At 72.4% G+C, this 15,968-nt stretch carries 17 protein-coding genes and 1 pseudogene; 4 read left to right on the top strand and 14 right to left on the bottom strand.

Translation table 11 applies throughout. The annotated features are described in order from the left end of the window. Positions 1 to 49: 49 nt before the first annotated feature. Both AMETH_RS11490 and AMETH_RS11485 read right to left on the bottom strand, forming a co-directional pair. Complete coding sequence (locus tag AMETH_RS11490; protein WP_017981611.1) at positions 50 to 550, bottom strand: winged helix-turn-helix transcriptional regulator; 501 nt, start codon at positions 548 to 550, stop codon at positions 50 to 52. Positions 551 to 576: 26 nt separating this feature from the next. Then, a complete protein-coding gene (locus tag AMETH_RS11485; RefSeq protein ID WP_017981610.1) occupies positions 577 to 816 on the bottom strand; it encodes an Atu4866 domain-containing protein in 240 nt (79 codons plus the stop codon). A 418-nt stretch (positions 817 to 1,234) separates the two neighbouring features. Here AMETH_RS11485 and AMETH_RS11480 point away from each other — a divergent pair, with 418 nt between their 5' ends. Beyond that, positions 1,235 to 1,798, top strand: a complete 564-nt coding sequence (locus AMETH_RS11480) for a LysR substrate-binding domain-containing protein (protein WP_017981609.1) — start codon at positions 1,235 to 1,237, stop codon at positions 1,796 to 1,798. On the opposite strand, the gene AMETH_RS11475 is transcribed toward AMETH_RS11480, so the two are convergent. The 3 genes from AMETH_RS11475 to AMETH_RS11465 form a co-directional block, all read right to left on the bottom strand. Continuing rightward, positions 1,764 to 2,735 carry an NAD(P)H-dependent flavin oxidoreductase gene (locus tag AMETH_RS11475; RefSeq protein ID WP_038532052.1) on the bottom strand — a complete coding sequence of 324 codons (972 nt, stop codon included), beginning with the start codon at positions 2,733 to 2,735 and terminating at the stop codon, positions 1,764 to 1,766. The two genes, AMETH_RS11480 and AMETH_RS11475, sit on opposite strands and share 35 nt — an antisense overlap. 77 nt (positions 2,736 to 2,812) lie before the next feature. Continuing rightward, complete coding sequence (locus AMETH_RS11470) at positions 2,813 to 3,310, bottom strand: hypothetical protein (RefSeq protein WP_017981607.1); 498 nt, start codon at positions 3,308 to 3,310, stop codon at positions 2,813 to 2,815. Next, positions 3,297 to 3,590 (bottom strand): hypothetical protein, encoded by a 294-nt coding sequence (locus AMETH_RS11465; RefSeq protein WP_051079392.1) that lies wholly within the window; start codon positions 3,588 to 3,590, stop codon positions 3,297 to 3,299. The genes AMETH_RS11470 and AMETH_RS11465 overlap by 14 nt, the downstream gene beginning before the upstream one ends. 49 nt (positions 3,591 to 3,639) lie before the next feature. On the opposite strand from AMETH_RS11465, the gene AMETH_RS11460 reads away from it, so the two are divergent. Together AMETH_RS11460 and AMETH_RS11455 are read left to right on the top strand one after the other, a co-directional pair. Further along, on the top strand, positions 3,640 to 5,097 hold the full coding sequence (locus AMETH_RS11460; RefSeq protein WP_017981605.1) for a phospholipase D-like domain-containing protein: 1,458 nt from the start codon (positions 3,640 to 3,642) through the stop codon (positions 5,095 to 5,097). A gap of 33 nt (positions 5,098 to 5,130) precedes the next feature. Further along, complete coding sequence (locus AMETH_RS11455) at positions 5,131 to 6,003, top strand: exodeoxyribonuclease III (RefSeq protein ID WP_017981604.1); 873 nt, start codon at positions 5,131 to 5,133, stop codon at positions 6,001 to 6,003. 1 nt (position 6,004) lies between these two features. On the opposite strand, the gene AMETH_RS41410 is transcribed toward AMETH_RS11455, so the two are convergent. The 4 genes and pseudogenes from AMETH_RS41410 to AMETH_RS11445 form a co-directional block, all read right to left on the bottom strand. Then, on the bottom strand, positions 6,005 to 6,136 hold the full coding sequence (locus tag AMETH_RS41410; protein ID WP_267283512.1) for a hypothetical protein: 132 nt from the start codon (positions 6,134 to 6,136) through the stop codon (positions 6,005 to 6,007). A 49-nt stretch (positions 6,137 to 6,185) separates the two neighbouring features. Next, a pseudogene (locus AMETH_RS39975) lies at positions 6,186 to 6,473 on the bottom strand (ABC transporter permease); the annotation flags it as partial. Positions 6,474 to 6,478: 5 nt separating this feature from the next. Next, the gene (locus AMETH_RS39970; RefSeq protein ID WP_026153018.1) at positions 6,479 to 6,781 is read right to left on the bottom strand and encodes a hypothetical protein; all 303 of its coding nucleotides are present in this window, start codon (positions 6,779 to 6,781) and stop codon (positions 6,479 to 6,481) included. A 168-nt stretch (positions 6,782 to 6,949) separates the two neighbouring features. Next, positions 6,950 to 7,780 carry an ABC transporter ATP-binding protein gene (locus tag AMETH_RS11445; protein ID WP_017981602.1) on the bottom strand — a complete coding sequence of 277 codons (831 nt, stop codon included), beginning with the start codon at positions 7,778 to 7,780 and terminating at the stop codon, positions 6,950 to 6,952. On the opposite strand from AMETH_RS11445, the gene AMETH_RS11440 reads away from it, so the two are divergent. After that, entirely contained in the window at positions 7,716 to 8,114 is a 399-nt protein-coding gene (locus AMETH_RS11440; protein ID WP_209436861.1) for an MFS transporter, read from the top strand. The genes AMETH_RS11445 and AMETH_RS11440 overlap by 65 nt on opposite strands. On the opposite strand, the gene AMETH_RS11435 is transcribed toward AMETH_RS11440, so the two are convergent. The 5 genes from AMETH_RS11435 to AMETH_RS11415 form a co-directional block, all read right to left on the bottom strand. Further along, positions 8,115 to 9,233: an NDMA-dependent alcohol dehydrogenase gene (locus tag AMETH_RS11435; protein ID WP_017981600.1), complete on the bottom strand. Its 1,119-nt coding sequence runs from the start codon at positions 9,231 to 9,233 to the stop codon at positions 8,115 to 8,117. It abuts the gene before it with no gap. A 154-nt stretch (positions 9,234 to 9,387) separates the two neighbouring features. Beyond that, positions 9,388 to 10,116 (bottom strand): mycothiol-dependent nitroreductase Rv2466c family protein, encoded by a 729-nt coding sequence (locus AMETH_RS11430; RefSeq protein ID WP_017981599.1) that lies wholly within the window; start codon positions 10,114 to 10,116, stop codon positions 9,388 to 9,390. A 30-nt stretch (positions 10,117 to 10,146) separates the two neighbouring features. Further along, the gene (locus AMETH_RS11425) at positions 10,147 to 15,135 is read right to left on the bottom strand and encodes an RHS repeat-associated core domain-containing protein (RefSeq protein WP_017981598.1); all 4,989 of its coding nucleotides are present in this window, start codon (positions 15,133 to 15,135) and stop codon (positions 10,147 to 10,149) included. Then, positions 15,129 to 15,620 carry a YbaB/EbfC family nucleoid-associated protein gene (locus tag AMETH_RS11420; protein WP_017981597.1) on the bottom strand — a complete coding sequence of 164 codons (492 nt, stop codon included), beginning with the start codon at positions 15,618 to 15,620 and terminating at the stop codon, positions 15,129 to 15,131. The genes AMETH_RS11425 and AMETH_RS11420 overlap by 7 nt, the downstream gene beginning before the upstream one ends. Then, entirely contained in the window at positions 15,617 to 15,964 is a 348-nt protein-coding gene (locus tag AMETH_RS11415; protein ID WP_017981596.1) for a type VII secretion target, read from the bottom strand. The genes AMETH_RS11420 and AMETH_RS11415 overlap by 4 nt, the downstream gene beginning before the upstream one ends. Positions 15,965 to 15,968: the final 4 nt, after the last annotated feature.

The following is a 15,968-nucleotide window of genomic DNA, read 5'->3' as shown; positions in this document are numbered from 1 at the left end:
CGGCCGTCCTCCTCGTCGTCGCGGCGCTTCTACAGTTGCGTAATGAGACTCAGCTTGTCAAGAACCTGTCGCGGACGTCCGGCCTGCTCTTGAGCCGCTCCGGGAAGCCGGGCCCGAGCCGCATCCGGGTGTCGTCCGCCCGCAGCGGCTCGCCGCACCGCGCGCAGACGACCTCGGCGTGGGTGTCGTGGCCGCACGAGGAGTGGTGGAAGGTGATCGGCGCGCCCTCCTCCCCGGCCAGCCAGCGGTCGCCCCACCGGGACAGCGCGCCGAGCACCCCGAAGAAGTCGCGCCCCTTCTCGGTGAGCAGGTACTCGTGGCGGCGGGGCTCGTCCTGGTAGGGCCGCCGCTCCAGCAGCCCCTCCTCGACGAGCCGCCGCAGCCGGTCGGTGAGCGTGTTGCGCGCGATGCCCAGCGAGTGCTGGAAGTCGTCGAACCGGCGGACGCCGTAGAAGGCCTCGCGCAGCACCAGGGACGTCCACGCGTCGCCCAGCAGGTCCAGGGACCGGGCGATGGAGCACGGCCAGTTCGCGAACGACGTCCTCTTCATGCGGCCAGGGTAGCCCGCCGCGCCGGTCAGCTCTCCCGGTAGAGGACGAGGTGCTCGTGGTAGAGCACGCCGTCGCGGACGTCGCCGGTCGCGGTGAAGCCGGTGTCGTCCAAGTAGTCGATGTGGTTGCCGGTCACGGTGTAGCTGCCGGTGTAGGCGCTCTTCCGGTTGCCGCGGGCCTCGTCGTAGCGGCCGTCGGGCAGCAGTTCCTGACGGATGTGGCCGTCGGCGGTGACCCACATGCCGACGAAGTCGTGGTTCTCCATGCCCCCAGGGTGCTCCCCGCGCAGGCGGGCAACCAGGGAGCACCGCACCCACCCACGATCAGGCCACCCTCCCGCTGTGCAGCACGATCTCGGCGCCCTCGTCCGTCCATACCGGACACCGCAGCTCGTGCGGGCCCTCGGTGATCTCACCGGTCTTCAGGCCCGCCGCCGCGGCTGCGGCGGCACTTCGGCGACCAGCTGCTGGTCCGCAAGGGCAACGCCTATGAGCTGACGCCGCTGGCCGCACAGCTGCGGCCGCGCGCGGAGGCGGCGCTGACCGGGGTCCGGCAGGCGTTCAGCCGCCACCCGGGTTGCGACCCGGCGACCTCGGGCCGGGAGTTCCGGATCCTCGGGCCGGACTACGTGATGGCCGTGCTGGGCGGCGCGGTCGGCGCGATCCTCGACGCGCGCGCCCGGGATGCGGCTGCGGTTCGAGCCCGCCTCACCGCCGGTCGTCGACCAGGCGCCGGAGAGCCTGCGCGGGGCGGACGCGGTGCTGCTGCCGCACGGGTTCCTGCACGGCGCCCCGCACGTGGACCTGTTCTCCGACACCTGGTGCCGCGTCGTGGCGACAGCGAACGAGCAGGTCGGCGACGCGCTGACGATGGACGACCTGCGAAAGCTGCCGTGGGTGTGCACCTACCTGTCCGCGACCGCGTTCACCACCGTGGCGCGGCAGCTGCAGGAGCTCGGGATCGAACCGCGGGTGACCGCGGTCGTGGAGAGCTTCCTCGCGCTCCCCCACCTGGTTGCGGGCACCGACCGGATCGGGCTGATCCAGGGGCACCTCGCGGCACGACTATCCGGTTTGGACGGTGTGCGGGTCCTGCCGTGCCCGTTCGAACCCGTGCCGCTCGTAGAGGCGCTGTGGTGGCATCCGGCGCACGAGGACGACCCGGAGCACCGCTGGATGCGGGAGGTCTTCGGCGAGGCCGGGCGCACCCTGCCTAGCGCAGCACGCCGGCCAGCCGGCCGGCGATGAGCTCGCGCGCCTCGGTGACGATGCGCTCGATCAGCTCGGCGACGGTGGGCACGTCGGTGATGATGCCCTGCACCATCCCGGCCGACCAGATGCCCAGGTCCAGGTCGCCCTCTTCGAACACCTTGCGGCCACGGGCGCCGGCGACCAGGTCGCGTACGTCCTCGAACTTCCCGCCCCGGTCCAGGATCCCGACCACCTCGCGGGAGACCGAGTTGCTCGCCACGCGGGCGGTGTTGCGCAGCGGGCGGAAGATCAGCTCCGTGTCCCGCTCGGTGTTGGCGACCAACTGCCGCTTGACGTTGTCGTGCACCGGGGCTTCGGCGGTGGCGAGGAAGCGGGTGCCCATGTTGATGCCGTCCGCGCCCAGAGCCAGCGCCGCCACCAGACCACGCGCGTCACCGAACCCGCCCGAGGCGATCATCGGGATGGTGATCTTCTCCGCGGCGGCCGGGATCAGCACCAGGCCGGGGATGTCGTCCTCACCCGGGTGCCCGGCGCACTCGAACCCGTCGATCGAGATGCCGTCCACGCCCAGCTCCTGGGCCTTCACCGCGTGGCGGACGCTGGTGCACTTGTGCAGCACCTTGACCCCGCCCGCCCGGAAAGCCGGCAGGTGCTCGGCCGGGTTGAACCCCGCGGTCTCCACCACCGGCACCCCGGACTCCACGATCACGTCGCGGTACTCGGCGTACGGCGGCGGGTTGATCGAGGGCAGAATGGTCAGGTTGACACCGAACGGCCTGTCGGTCATCTCCCGGCAGCGCGCGATCTCCTTCGCCAGATCCTCGGGAGTCGGCTGGGTGAGCGCGGTGAGGAACCCGAGCCCGCCCGCGTTCGCGACGGCCGAGGTCAGCTCCGCGCGGCCCACCCACTGCATCCCACCCTGCACGATCGGGTACGCCACCCCGAACACGTCGCAGAACCGCGTGCGCACCATTGCGTCAGCCCCTTCCGATGTCCTGAGAGAGCCGACGATAACGCGACTGAACGAGCGCTAGGTATACTGCGTGAAGTTCATCTCCTCGCGCCGGAAGGCTTGACAGGCTCCCAGCGGCTGAAGGCGAACGGCGGCCAGTCGAGGTCCACCGTGATCCACCGGAAGGGCGGGCTGGTGTTGATCCGCAGCTCCTCGTGGAACGGAACCCGGCGGAAACGGTAGCCCGCGGTCAGGACGGCGATGGCGTGGTCGACGAGTTCCACCTCCGACAGCCAGGACCGCTGCCGGGGGTCGCGCGCCCACCGCACCGGCAGCTCGTCCGGCTCGCCGTCGAATTCGTAAAGCACGCTGACGCCGCGAACCCGGTCCACCGATAGGAAGCCCTGGCCCTCCTCGCACATCACGACCAGGACGGGGCTCGACGGGCCGGGCGGCGCGAACCGGATCTCCTGCTGCGCGTCGGTTTCGGAGCTCGCCCGCCTCCCTGGGACGCCGGTGCGCTCCACGACGAGCGCCGCGATCGCCTCGGTCCAGCCGCGTGCCCGCCCGGCCGGCTCGCCGCTACCGGAGGTCATCAGTCAACCGCCGGAGCACGTGGTCCGCCACCTCGCCGAGCGGGATCACCTCTTCGAAGCGGCCCCGCGCGTCCTCGAAGGCCAGTGCCTCCGGCTGGGGCGCCGCGATCGCGTCCAGTTCCGCGTCGCCCGTGCGGAAGGTGATCCACCAGTGCCACAGCGCGGTCGGGAGTGGCTCGACCGCCGGTTCGACCTCGATCACCACGCGGTGGCCACGCGCCGCGAACGCGGCGGACCACACGTCTTCCCAACTGCGCAGCGCCTCGCGTCGCCGGTTCATCCGGCAATCTTGCCCGGCGAGCCCGCCGGATCTGTAGTGACATTGAGGGATGACGACGTTCCGCTCACTCCTGGACAAGGTGGACGAACGGCTCGGCGACGCGCTGGAGCACGCGCTCTGCGCCCACCACGAACGCCGCCTGCGCAGGCTCGGCTGGGGCGAGGTGCTCGAACCCACCGGGACCGAGGACCGGTTCGGCGGGCGGGCCGCCACCCGGCACGGCAACCGGCTGGAGGTGCTCGTCGACGGCGAAGAAGCGCTGCCCGCCATCGCGGCCGCCATCCGCGGCGCCAAGTCCCACGTGCACATCGCCAACTGGCACGCCAGCCCGGGCTTCCGGCTGACCCGCGAACCGGACGCGCCGACCCTGCGCGACCTCCTCGCCGCGACCGCCCAGCGCGGCGTGGACGTGCGCCTGCTCCTGTGGGCCGGCCCGCCGGTGCCCGCGTTCCAGCCCACCAGCGGGCTGGTCCGGGCGGAGCAACGGAAGTTCACCGAGAACACCGCCGTCCGGTGCGTCCTGGACGCCCGCGAACGGACGATGCACTGCCACCACGAGAAACTGGTCGTCGTCGACGACGAGGTCGCCTTCGTGGGCGGGGTGGACTTCACGGCGCTGGAAGGCGACCGCCACGACAGCCGCGAGCATCCGCCGGACCGGCCGATCGGCTGGCACGATCTGATGACCCGGCTGACAGGACCGGTCGTCGCGGACGTGGCGGAGCACTTCCGGCAGCGCTGGACCGAGGTGGCCGGCGAAGACCTGCCCAAACCCGCGGCACCGCCACCGGCAGGCACCAGCAACGTGCAACTGCTGCGCACGATCCCGGACAACACCTACGCCTTCGCGCCGACGGGCGAGTTCACGATCCTCGACGCCTACCTGCGCGCACTCCGCTCGGCGCGGCGGCTGGTGTACCTGGAGAACCAGTTCCTGTGGTCGCCGGAGATCACCGAAGTCCTGATCGACAAGCTGTGCGACCCGCCGGACGAGAAGTTCCGCGTCGTGCTGCTGCTGCCGCGCAAACCGAGCAACGGCTCGGACACCAGCCGTGGCCAGCTCGGCCGGCTCCTGGACGCCGACGACGGCAACCACCGCCTGCTGGCCACCACGATCAGCAGCCACGACGGCGAGTCCTCGGCGCCGGTGTACGTGCACGCGAAGCTCGGCATCGTGGACGACGAGTGGATGACGATCGGCTCGGCGAACCTCAACGAGCACTCGCTGTTCAACGACACCGAGGTCAACGTCGCGACCGACGACCGCGACCTGATCCGCGCCACCCGGCTGCGCCTGTGGGCCGAGCACCTGAGACGGCCGGCGGCGGACCTGGACGCCGACCCCACCGACGTCGTCGACAACCTGTGGCGCCCGATCGCCGAGGACCAGGCCGACCGCGAACGCCGCGGGGAGCCTCGAACGCACCGGCTGGTGCTGCTGCCCGGGGTGTCCCGTCGCGCGGAACGGCTGCAGGGTCCGCTGCGCGGCCTGCTCGTCGACGGCTGAACCGGGCGGCGCCGCAGGCGTATCCGCACTAGCGTGGGCAGCGTGCGTGTGGCGACCTGGAACGTGAACTCCGTGAAGCAGCGGGTGCCGAGGCTGCTGCCGTGGCTGGACCAGCGGCAGCCGGACGTGGTGTGCCTGCAGGAGACGAAACTGTCCGACGACGCCTTCCGCGACCTGCTCGGCGACGAGCTCGCGAACCGCGGCTACGAGACCGCCCTGGCCGGTGAGCCGCGCTGGAACGGCGTCGCGATCCTGTCCCGCGTGGGCCTCGACGACGTCGTCACCGGTTTGGCGGGCGCGCCGGGCTTCCCGCACCCCGAGGCGCGCGCGGTGGCCGCGACCTGCGGCGGCGTGTGGATCCACTCGCTGTACGTGCCCAACGGCCGCACCCCCGGCTCCGGCCACTACCAGTACAAGCTGGCGTGGCTGGCGGCGTTGCGGGAGGTCGTCGCGGACGGCCCGGAAGCCGCCATGCTGTGCGGCGACATGAACATCGCGCCCGCCGACGCCGACGTCTTCGACCCCGCCGCCTACGAGGGCCACACCCACGTCACGGAACCCGAGCGCGCCGCCCTCGCCGCGCTCACCGACCTGGGCCTGCGGGACGTGGTCCGCGACCGCTGGCCGGCCGAACGCGTCTTCACCTACTGGGACTACCGGGCCGGCATGTTCCACCAGGACCTCGGCATGCGCATCGACCTGGTGCTGGCCTCGGCCCCGGTGGCCGGCCGGGTGGCGGCGGCGTGGGTCGACCGGCACGCCCGCAAGGGCACCGGGCCGAGCGACCACGCGCCGGTGATCGTCGACCTGGACGAAGCCCCCGACGGCGACATCGGCCCGGTCGTGCCGCCGCCGTCCGCGCCGCGGGGCCGCAAGGGCAAGGTCACGCTGCCGCAGTCGATGTGAGTCAGGCCGCGCTGCGCCACGCCCGGCGCAGCGCCACCTTGCCGCCCATCTGCAGCAGCGCTCCCGAGTACAGCCGCGAGGCCAGCAGCACGACCAGCACCACCGACGCGCACAGCACGCCCAGCGAGAGCAATCACCAGGCCCATGCTGGATCTGAGGTCCTCCTGCCTGCTCACCACCGACCCGGCGACCGCCCACATCGCCGCCAGCAACACGAAACCCGCGCACACGAACGGCACGAACCAGCCCAGCGCGGGCGCGACGACGCCGAGGAGCGCCGTCTGGCCGCCGAGGGACAACGCGATCGGCGCGGCGACGGCGAGCACGATCAGCTGCCCCACGGCCAGGGCGGTGTGCCCCAGCACCTTCCCCGCCAGCAACGCCCGCACCGGCGCGGTCACCACGAGGATCTCCACGATGCGCGTCTGCTTCTCGGTGACGGTGCTCTGCGCGATGGCGACGCCGCTCATGCCGATCAGGAAGAACACCAGCGCAACACCATGATCACCAACTGCTGCGCGCCGTGCCCGACGGCACCGGGTTCGAGCAGCTCGACCGGCGCGGCGGTGCTCAGCGCCTGCACCACCTCGGTGGGTGTGCTGGACATCCCGAGCACGCGGATCCCACCGGCGTCCGGCAGTATCGCGGCGTCGACGTCCCCGGAGCGCACCAGTTCGCGGGCGGTGGCGAGGTCGGCGACCTCGCGGACGTCGAGGTCCACACCGGACACCGTCTGCGCCGCGGCGGGTCCCACGGCCGCGACGGACGCGCGGGCCACCGGCGAACACCGACGGCAGCACCGCGACCGCGAAGAGGCCGGCCACGATCAGCACGAGCCCGATCCAGAACCCCTTGGAGCGCAGGAAAGTTCCGATCTCGCGCTCGGCCACCAGCCGGGTCTGCGCCCAGAACGAGGCGTCCTCGCCCAGGTCGGTCACTGACGTCATCACACGGCCTCCTTGAAGATCTCCTCGAGCGAGGGCACCACCGGCACGAAACTGCGCACTTCCCCGCGCCGCAGCGCGGACGCGAGCACCCACTGCTCGCCGCCCCCGTCACCGGTCAGGTCGAACACCGCCCGCGGGCCGTCGACCTCGACGATGTCGACGCCCGGCTCGTCCCGCACCCACCCCGCGTCACCGCCGACGACGATCTCAAACCGCGCCGTCCCGTACCGGGCGTGCAGCTCCTCGCGAGTCCCGCTGGCCTTGATGACGCCGCCGGAGATGATCACCACGTCGTCGCACAGCCGCTCGACCAGCGGGAGCTGGTGGCTGGAGAACAGCACCGGCACCCCGGCCGCGGCCCGTTCCCGCAGCACCCCTAGCACGATGTCGACGGCGAGCGGGTCCAGCCCGGAGAACGGCTCGTCCAGGATGAGCATGTCCGGGTGGTGCACGAGGGCGGCGGCGACCTGCGCCCGCTGCTGGTTGCCCAGCGACAGCTCCTCCAGCCGGTCGCCCGCGCGGTCGGCCAGTTCCAACTGCTCCAGGAGCCTGGCGGTGGCGGTGCGGGCCGCGGCGTCGCCGAGCCCGTGCATGCGGCCGAGCCAGGTGATCTGCTCGCCGACCTTCATCTTCGGGTACAGCCCGCGTTCCTCGGGCATGTAGCCGAACCGCCTGCGCTGCGCGGGCGTCATCGGGCGGCCGCGCCAGGTGACGGTGCCGCCGTGCGCGGCGAGGACGCCCAGCACGATCCGCATCGTCGTGGTCTTGCCCGACCCGGTCGCGGTGTGCGTGCTCGGCGGCGGGCTCGGCCTCACCGCCCCCGCGGCCACCAGCGCGATCCTGGACAACGTGCCGCCGGACAAGTACGGCGTGGCGTCGGCGGTCAACGACGCCACGCTGGAAATCGGTGCGGCGCTGGGGATCGCGCTCGCCGGGAGCGTGCTGTCGGCGACCTACACCCCGGCGATGCACCCGGGGACGGCGGCCCTTCCGGCGGTGGCACGGGAGGCCGCGGACGGGTCGCTCGCCGGGGCACTCGCGGTCGCCGAACGGCTGGGCCCGGCGGGCCGGCTCTCCGACGGGATGTGGTTCAGCCTGCTGGCGCTGGCGGCCATCGTCGCGGCCGGGGTCGTCGCCGCCGCGTGCCTGCGCCCGCCGCGCTGATCAGCTCTCGTGCAGGATGACGCCCCGGATGTTGCGCCCGGCGTGCATGTCGGCATAGGCCTGGTTGACCTCGTCCAGGCGGTAGGTCGTGGTGATCAGCTCGTCGAGCTTGAGCGTGCCCGCCTGGTACATGCGCGCCAGCCGGGTGATCTCGTAGCTCGGGGTGCCCATGCCGAAGATGACGCCCTGGATGCGTTTCTGCATCATCGACAGCGCCCACAGGTTGATCGGCAGGCCCTCGTCCTTGACGTCGCCAATGCCGGTGACCACGACGGTGCCGAACTTGCCGATCGCGTTGACCGCCTGCGCGACGTGGTCGCCGGTGGTGATGCCGACGGTGACGACGGCGGAGTGCGCGCCCTGCCCGTTGGTGACCGACCGGGCGAAGTCGGCGGCCTCGTCGATGTCGGCGAACGCGTGGGTGGCGCCGAACTCCAGTGCCTTGTCGCGCTTGAAGGCGACCGGGTCGACCGCGAGGACGTACGCGGCGCCACGGGCGCGGGCGCCCTGGACCGCGTTCGTGCCGACGCCGCCGACGCCCATGACGATCACCGTGTCCCCGGCCTTGACCTCGGCGCCGTACTCGGCCGAGCCCCAGCCGGTCGGCACCCCGCAGGAAAGCAGGGCGGCGACGTGGAACGGGATCTCCGGGTCGATCTTGGTGAGGGAGAACTCGGGCACGATCGCGTGCTGGGCAAAGGTGCCGACCATGGTCATCTGGGCGACGTCCGCGCCGTCCAGATGGGCACGGTAGGTGCCGTCGGCCATGCAGCCGCTCAGGGCGTACATGCCGAGGTCGCAGAGGTTGCCGCGGCCGGACGAGCAGGCCTCGCAGCGCCCGCAGGAGGGCACGAACTGCGCGACGACGTGGTCCCCGACAGCGAGGTTGCGCACGCCCGGCCCGACCGCCTCCACCACGCCGGCGCCCTCGTGCCCGCCGATGAGCGGCAGGTGCGGCGTCGGCATGTCCCCGGTGGTCGCGTGGTCGTCGGAGTGGCACAGGCCGGCCGCCGCGAAGCGGACCCGGACCTCGTGCTCCTTCGGCTCGTCCAGGTCGATGTCCACGATCTGCCACTTGCCCGGCTGTTCGAGCAGCGCGGCCGCACGGGTTCGCATCATTGCCCACCTTCCACCAATACAACGCCGACTGGCCGAAGGTAGAACAGGTTCTAATTTGCGTCAAGGAGCCCGGTCGCGGCAGCGGCGTCCGGCCGGGTGCTCCCGGCGCCACCGGCCGTCCCGGCAGTCCACTGTCCGGTGTAGACGGCGCAGGTCAGCGGCGCTGCCGCCGGCTCCCGCCGTGCCAGTCCTCCTGGAGCCCGGCCTCGCCGGGCGGCACGCCGAACGCGGGCAGTTGCGGCCGCTCCCGCAGGCTGCGCTTGAGCTCGGCGAACCCGGGGAACCGGGACAACGCCACGACGTGCTCCCACAGTTCCAGGGCCTCACGCTCGCCGGGCAGCCTGCTGATCACCGGGCCGAACAGCGCGGTGCCCCCGGGCGGGTCGAAGTGCAGGATCGGCGTGCCGACGTCCTTGCCGGTCAGCGTCAGCGCCTCGTCCGTCTCCGCCTGGATGACGGCGTCCCACGACGGGTCGTCGAGCGCGTCCGCGTAGTCCGCCGGCAATCCCGTGCGGCTCAGCGCCCCGGCCGCCAGGTCGTGGACGCCGTGGTGGGTGGCCGCGGCGACGCCGCCGGGCACGGGCTCACGCTCGAAGGTCTGCTCCCCCAGCGCCTGGTAGAAGGCCCCGATCGGCTCGCGCCCGCGCTCGTGCCGGATGCGGGCGGCGACCCGCAGCAGCCGCAGCCCCGCAGTATGCCCGGCCTCGTACTCCGGCGGGAACTGGGCGTCGTAGTCGATGTGGGCGTTGAGCAGCCGCAGGGAGATCAACCGCCAGTCCACGTCGTAGTCGCGCTGCCGCTGGACGATCCGCACCCACTTGCTCGTCATCCAGGCGAACGGGCAGACGGGATCGAAGTAGAAGCGCAGGTCGGTGCCGGCCATGACGGCCACGGTACCCGCCCACCACCGGCCCTACGAGAACGCGCCCGTCAAGGTGTCCATCTTCGTGCCCGGCGGCGGCAGCTTCGGCAGGAAGTTCTTCTCCTTCGCGAACCCGATGTACTGCTGCACCTCGGGTGTGAGGCCCTTGTACTCGGCGTTGAGCACCAGATATTGGCGGATCGAGCGCTCGAACGGGTTGGACGAGTCGGGAAACTTCACGTCCGGGCTGACGTCGACCCGGTACTCGACAGTCAGGTTCTGGATGTCCTTGCGGACCTTGTCGAACTGGCTCGGGTCGAACCCGGCCCGTCCCAGCTGCGCGTCCGTCGGGATCTGGCTCTTGAGCTGGTCGAGCCGGATGTTGGCGTTCTTCAGCGGACCCTCGAACGTGCCCGACATGTTCTTGTTCGCCGTGGACGTCAGCGGCGTCATGTTGCTCGAGATGCCCGGGCCACCGAGGTTGTCGTTCTGCAGGTGACCGCGGATCCAGCGGTTGTCGCCGTTGGGGTTGTACCCGTTGACCTTCGACAGCTCGTCCTGCAGCTCCTTGCTGTAGTTCGAGTGCTTGGTCTTGTTGAGGTCGATGACGTCGGTGAGCTCGCCCGGCTGCGGCTTGGAGCCGCCGGGACGCGGGCTGCCGTCGAGCACCTGCAGACCGGACGTGGTGCCGCCGCCCTGCGAGGTGAACCGGCCGCTGACCGGGTCCCTCGTGCCCCTCGGCGGAGCCGGCGTCGACGGTCCGGCCGAGGACGTGCTGCCGGAGGTGCTGCCCTTCTTCGGCTTCGTCTTCGGGTACGGCGTGAACGACGGCGCGGGCGTCTTCTGCGTACTGCATTTGCCCGCGGTGGAGCGGCCGGAGAACCGCCGGAAGTCACCGGCGTCGAACCCGCCGCCGGTGAGGCCGAGCGGGTCGGACTGCATCAGCGGGTCGGCCACGTACGCCAGCGGGTTCGGCGCCGGGTTGAGGCCCAGCGGGTCGGGCGAGACGAACCGGCCGGTGGCCGGGTCGTAGTAGCGGAACACGTTGAAGTGCAGCCCGGTCTCCGCGTCGTGGTACTGCCCTGGGAACCGCAGCGGCGTCGCGTCGCCGTCACCGCTGCGGGTCAGGCCCCACAGCGTCGTGCGCAGCGGCCGGACCGTGCCGTCGCCGAGGTCGACCGCCTCGACCGGCGTGCCGACGTCGTCGGTGACCAGGACGGACAACCGGGTGATCCCGTCCGGGCCGGTGACCGCCTGCGCCACCGGCCTGCCGTCGTCCGGGTGGTGCACCCAGGTCAGCACCGACACGAGCGCACCGCGCACGGTGTGCAGGGCCTCGACGAGGGTGTTGCCGTCCCAGACGAACTCGACCCGCTCGGCTACCGTGCCGTCCGGCTGCAGGCGCTGCTTGGCGACCCGGCGGTCCATCGGGTCGTAGAGGTAGTGCCACACCGCGCCGTCCGGGGTGCGGACGCCGGTCAGGTGGTCGTGGGCGTCCCAGGTGAACGACCAGGTGAGCTCACCGGCCGGGCCGGGCGCCATGCGCCGGACCAGCCGTCCCTGCGCGTCGTGGTCGTACCGCACCGCGCCGGCGGCTTCGACGAGACCACCGCGGTACTGCCGCGGGCCGGCCTCCGCCCCGCCGCCGGGCTGGGACAGCACGACGTTACCGAGCACGTCGTAGGCGTAGCGTTCGGTGTGGCCGGGCGTGTGCACGGCGGTGACGCGGCCGAGCCGGTCGAACTCGTAGCGGGCGCCGCCTGACGGGTCCTCCCGCGTCTCGATGCTGCCGTCTGGCCGCCGGCGGTAGCGCCACGTGCCGGCCGGGGTCTGCTGCGCGAGCAGCCTGCCGCGCGCGTCGAAGTCCCTGCGCACCACGGGTGTGGCGCCCGCGTTGGCCGCGACCGTGCGGCCGTTCTCGTCGCGGTGCAGGGTCAGCGTCGTACCGCCGACGGTGACGGTGTCCACCCCGCTCTCGGAGCGTCCCCAGTGGACGTCCACTTCGGACGGTGTGCGCCGGTTGGTGGAGAACGCGTCCGGGTAGCCGAACGTGGTGGTGCGGCCGGCGGTGGTCTGGCGCACCACCCGGCCCTCGTCGTCGCGCTCCAGGGTGATCTCCGCGCCCGGGCCCGCGAGGTGCACCAGCCTGCCCACCGGGTCGTGGCGGTAGGTCTCGGTCACACCGCCCGCGGTGCGCTCGGTCAGGTTGCCGAGCGCGTCGTAGCGGTAGTCCACGACTTCGCCCGCGGCGTTGACCAGCCGGACCAGCTGCCCCGCCGCGTCGTAGGAGCACTGCGTGGTGCGCCCGTCGAAGTCGGTCTGACCGGTCAGTCTCCCCTCGGCGTCGTAGGTGAACGTCCAGGTCTGGCCCGCCGGGTTGGTCACGGCCGTCAGACGCAGCTCGGTGTCGTAGTGACGGAGCGTGCGTGCGCCGGTGGCATCCACCGTGCCCGTGACGATGGCGAACGGACCGCGCTCGGTGACGGTCACGCGGTCCAGGGCGTCGGTGTGCGACGTCTCGCCGCCTTCACCGTCGTAGGTCCACTGCCGCCGCGCGCCGTCGGCGGTCGTGACCGCCCGCAGGTCGCCCTCCACCGTCCAGGCCAGGGTGACCGGGCCGCCGGGTTCGCGCAGCACGCGCGGGCGGCCGAACAGGTCCTCCTCGATCACGGGCCCGGCCTGTGCCGGGGGCCGCCCCGCCTCGTCCTCGTCCTCTTCGGACACGCCCAGCGGGGTGGTGTACGGGTCGGGCACCGGGTCGGTGTAGCGGCGCCGGAACGTGCGGTCGCCCTCGGTGACCGCGATCTCCAGCGCGGTGGCCGTGTGCTCGACGATGACGACGCGGCTGCCGTCCGGCCGCACCACCGCGCGCAGGATCCCCGCCGCGTCGTGCTCGAACTCGGTCCGCCTGCCGAGCGGGTCGGTCCGGGCACGCAGGAGGCGGTTCGGGCCCCACTCGCTGCGGGTGACCGCGCCCAGCTTGTCGGTCTCGGCGACGAGGTTGCCCTCGGCGTCGAACTCGAAGGTCTTGCGGTGCCCCAGCGAGTCTGTGGTCGTGGTGCGGCCCGGGGCGAACTCCAGCGCGCCGTCGAGGAAACCGCGGTCGCCGACCGTGCGCACGCAGCGCCCGGCGTCGTCGTAGACGTAGCGGTACCACGAGCCGTTGTGGTCGGTCCAGCCGGTGATCCGGCCCGCGGCGTCGTGCTCGTAAAGCGCCGGCCGGGGGGTGGAGTTCCACCGGCGGGCGAGGTGGCCGTGCTCGTCGTAGTCGTAGCGGGCGACCGGGACCTCCCCCGCCGGGGAGAGCGCGCGGGCGGAGCGGACGCGGCCGTCCGCGGTGTCGAAGGCGATCCGCGCGCCCGCGGAGTGGGTCAGCAGGACCGGCGTGCCGTCGGCGTCGCGGTCCAGGACGACGAACTCGCCGTCCTCGGTGCGCACCTCACGCAGCAGCAGCTCGTCCCGGGCGCCCGGGGCGAACGCGAACCGCCGGGTGAGGCCGCGGCCGGGATCGGTGACCACGTAGTCGCCGCCGTCGGTGTGCAGCAGCCGCACCGGGCCCTGCTGGACACCGGCGGACCGGCCGGGCGCCGGGACCGGGAAGCTCAGCACCATGGCGTCGGCGGAGTGGTAGCGCACCGTGCCCGCCGCGACGGTCAGTCGTTCGTCCAGGAGGGACGTCCACGACGGACCGAACCAGCGCCCGCCCCGGTAGGACGAAACGTGGTTGCGCGTGATGAGTTCGCCCAGCGCTCCGGGGACCACCAGGTCCACCTCGGTGAGCAGGACGTCGCCGGTCGCGACGTCGATGGGGTCGAACTCGCAGTCCTTCTTGCCCGGCTCCTTCGTCGTGGCCGGGTTGCCCTTCGTGGTGCCGCCTGCTGACGACGGGGTGGTGGAGTCGCCGAGGTTCGGTGGGTCCTGAACCTTCGGCGGCGCGCTCTTCGAGGTGCCACCGGCCGAGGACGGCGTGGTCCCGCCGTCGAGCTTCGGCGGCGCCGACACGGGGACCGGGGCCGGCTCGGGCGCGGACTTGGGCGTGCCGCCCGGCGGCGGGCCGTCCAGCTTGGGCGGGGCCGAGACCGGCGGGGCGTCCGGTGTGGACGATGCCTTGGTCGTGTCGCCAGGGGTGTCGTTGAGCTTGGGCGGCGGGGCGACCTTGGCCGCGTCCGGCGGCGGCGTCTTCGCCGTGCTGTTCGGGATGGTGCCGCCGCCCTTGCCCGCCATGGGGTCGACGTTCTTCGGGCCCGCGGGGAGACCGCCCGGCCCGGCCGAGGTCGGCGGCTTGTCGGTCTTGATCTTCTTCAGCTTGCCCGCGGTGTCGGTGAAGAGGCCGCCGGCCTTCTTCAGCAGTTCCGCGAGCGCCTTGAGCGCGTGGGTCAGCTTCCCGGTGATGTCGGCGATCTTGGCGGCGGTCTTGGCGACCTCGCTGATCACCTGCGGCACGACCCACGCCAGCGCGATGCCAAGGGTGGCGATCACCTGCAGCGCCCACGAGATCATGTGCCCGACGACCTCGGCGATGATGTCGCGCACCAGGGTCCGCACGGCGGCGACGACGGTGCCCGCGGTCTCGATGCCGCTGGCGGTGCCTTCACCGGCTTCCTTCGCCGCGGCGAGCAGGTCGCCGACGCCCTTGGCCTGCTGCCGGTAGGTGTCCGCGGACGGGCCGGTCCAGCCGGTCAGGTCGGCGTTGACCTGGTTGGCCAGGTCTGTGCCGATCTCGCCCAGCTCGGCGGCGATGTTCTTCCACGTCTCCGAGTGGGCCTTGACCGCGTCCGGGTTGCCCGCCAGCGCGTCGAGGGCGTCCTTGAGCGGGCCGACGTGCTCGATGAGCCAGCCCACGCCGGCGGCGAGGATCGAGCCGAACGGGTCGAGCACGAACCCGAGCGCGTCGAGCCCGGCCGCGGCGGCCCCCAGCGCGCCGGAGGCCCAGTCGCCGCTTTCGATGGCCTTCTTGAGGTCCTGCGCGCCCTCCAGGAGGGAGATCCCCGAGATCGCGGTCGTCGAGCTCTGCTCTTGCGCGACCAGGGGGTTCACCACGGGTTGTTCTCCTCGTCGTCGTCCGTGCGGGCCCGCGGCCGCTCCTCGGCGGGTTCGGCGGCCGCCTGCTCGTCGTCCTCGCCGGCGTCCGGATCGGGGAACCGGCTGCGCAGGTTGTCGACCAGCAATGAGCGCGTCTGCGGGTCCTCGTCGCCGACCTCCTCCTGCATCACCTCGGCGACCTGCGCGGCGATGCCCGCCTGCGCGCGGCGCATGGTGGCCAGGATCTGCGCGGACAGCTCGTCCAGCGGCATGGTGCGGGCCCGTCCGGACAGGTCCAGATCGGTGACGCTGCCATCGGCGCGGACCGTGACGCGCACCGAGCCGTCGGTGTTGGCCGAGGTCAGCCGGATCTCCTCGGTGCGCGCCTGCGCCGCGCGGTAGCGCTCGGCCTTCTCCGCCAGCCCCTGCGCCCACGCGTTCATCCGCGCGGCCGCCTCGTCGGGGTCGCGCATGAGGTCGCCCAGTCCGTTCGCCGAAGTCACCGGACCACCGTGCCGATCCGTGGACTCACCGGGGTGGCCTCGCGCAGCTGCCGCTGGAACGGCTCGGCGTTGGTCGCGTCCTGATCCTCGTAGCTGGTGGCCGCGGTGCGGATGTTCTCCGCGGTGGTCCGCACGCCCTCGGCCGCGGCCTTGAGCGCCTCGACCGCGTCGCCCTGCGTCGTCGCGTTCACGATCGGCGGCAGGAAGGCGCAGAGCAGGCCGTAGGCGGAGTCGTCCATGACGACCGTGTTGGCGGCGTCCACCGCGGTGTTCAGCCGGTCGGACAGGGCGTCGAGGTGACTGCCGTGCGTGCGCAGCTCGTCGGGGTCGACTTCGTAGGACACGAGG

The sequence above is a fragment of the Amycolatopsis methanolica 239 genome (assembly GCF_000739085.1).
Classification (GTDB): Bacteria; Actinomycetota; Actinomycetes; order Mycobacteriales; family Pseudonocardiaceae; genus Amycolatopsis_E; species Amycolatopsis_E methanolica.
Note: the sequence above shows the minus strand (reverse complement) of the source record. Positions and strands in the feature narration are given on the sequence as shown.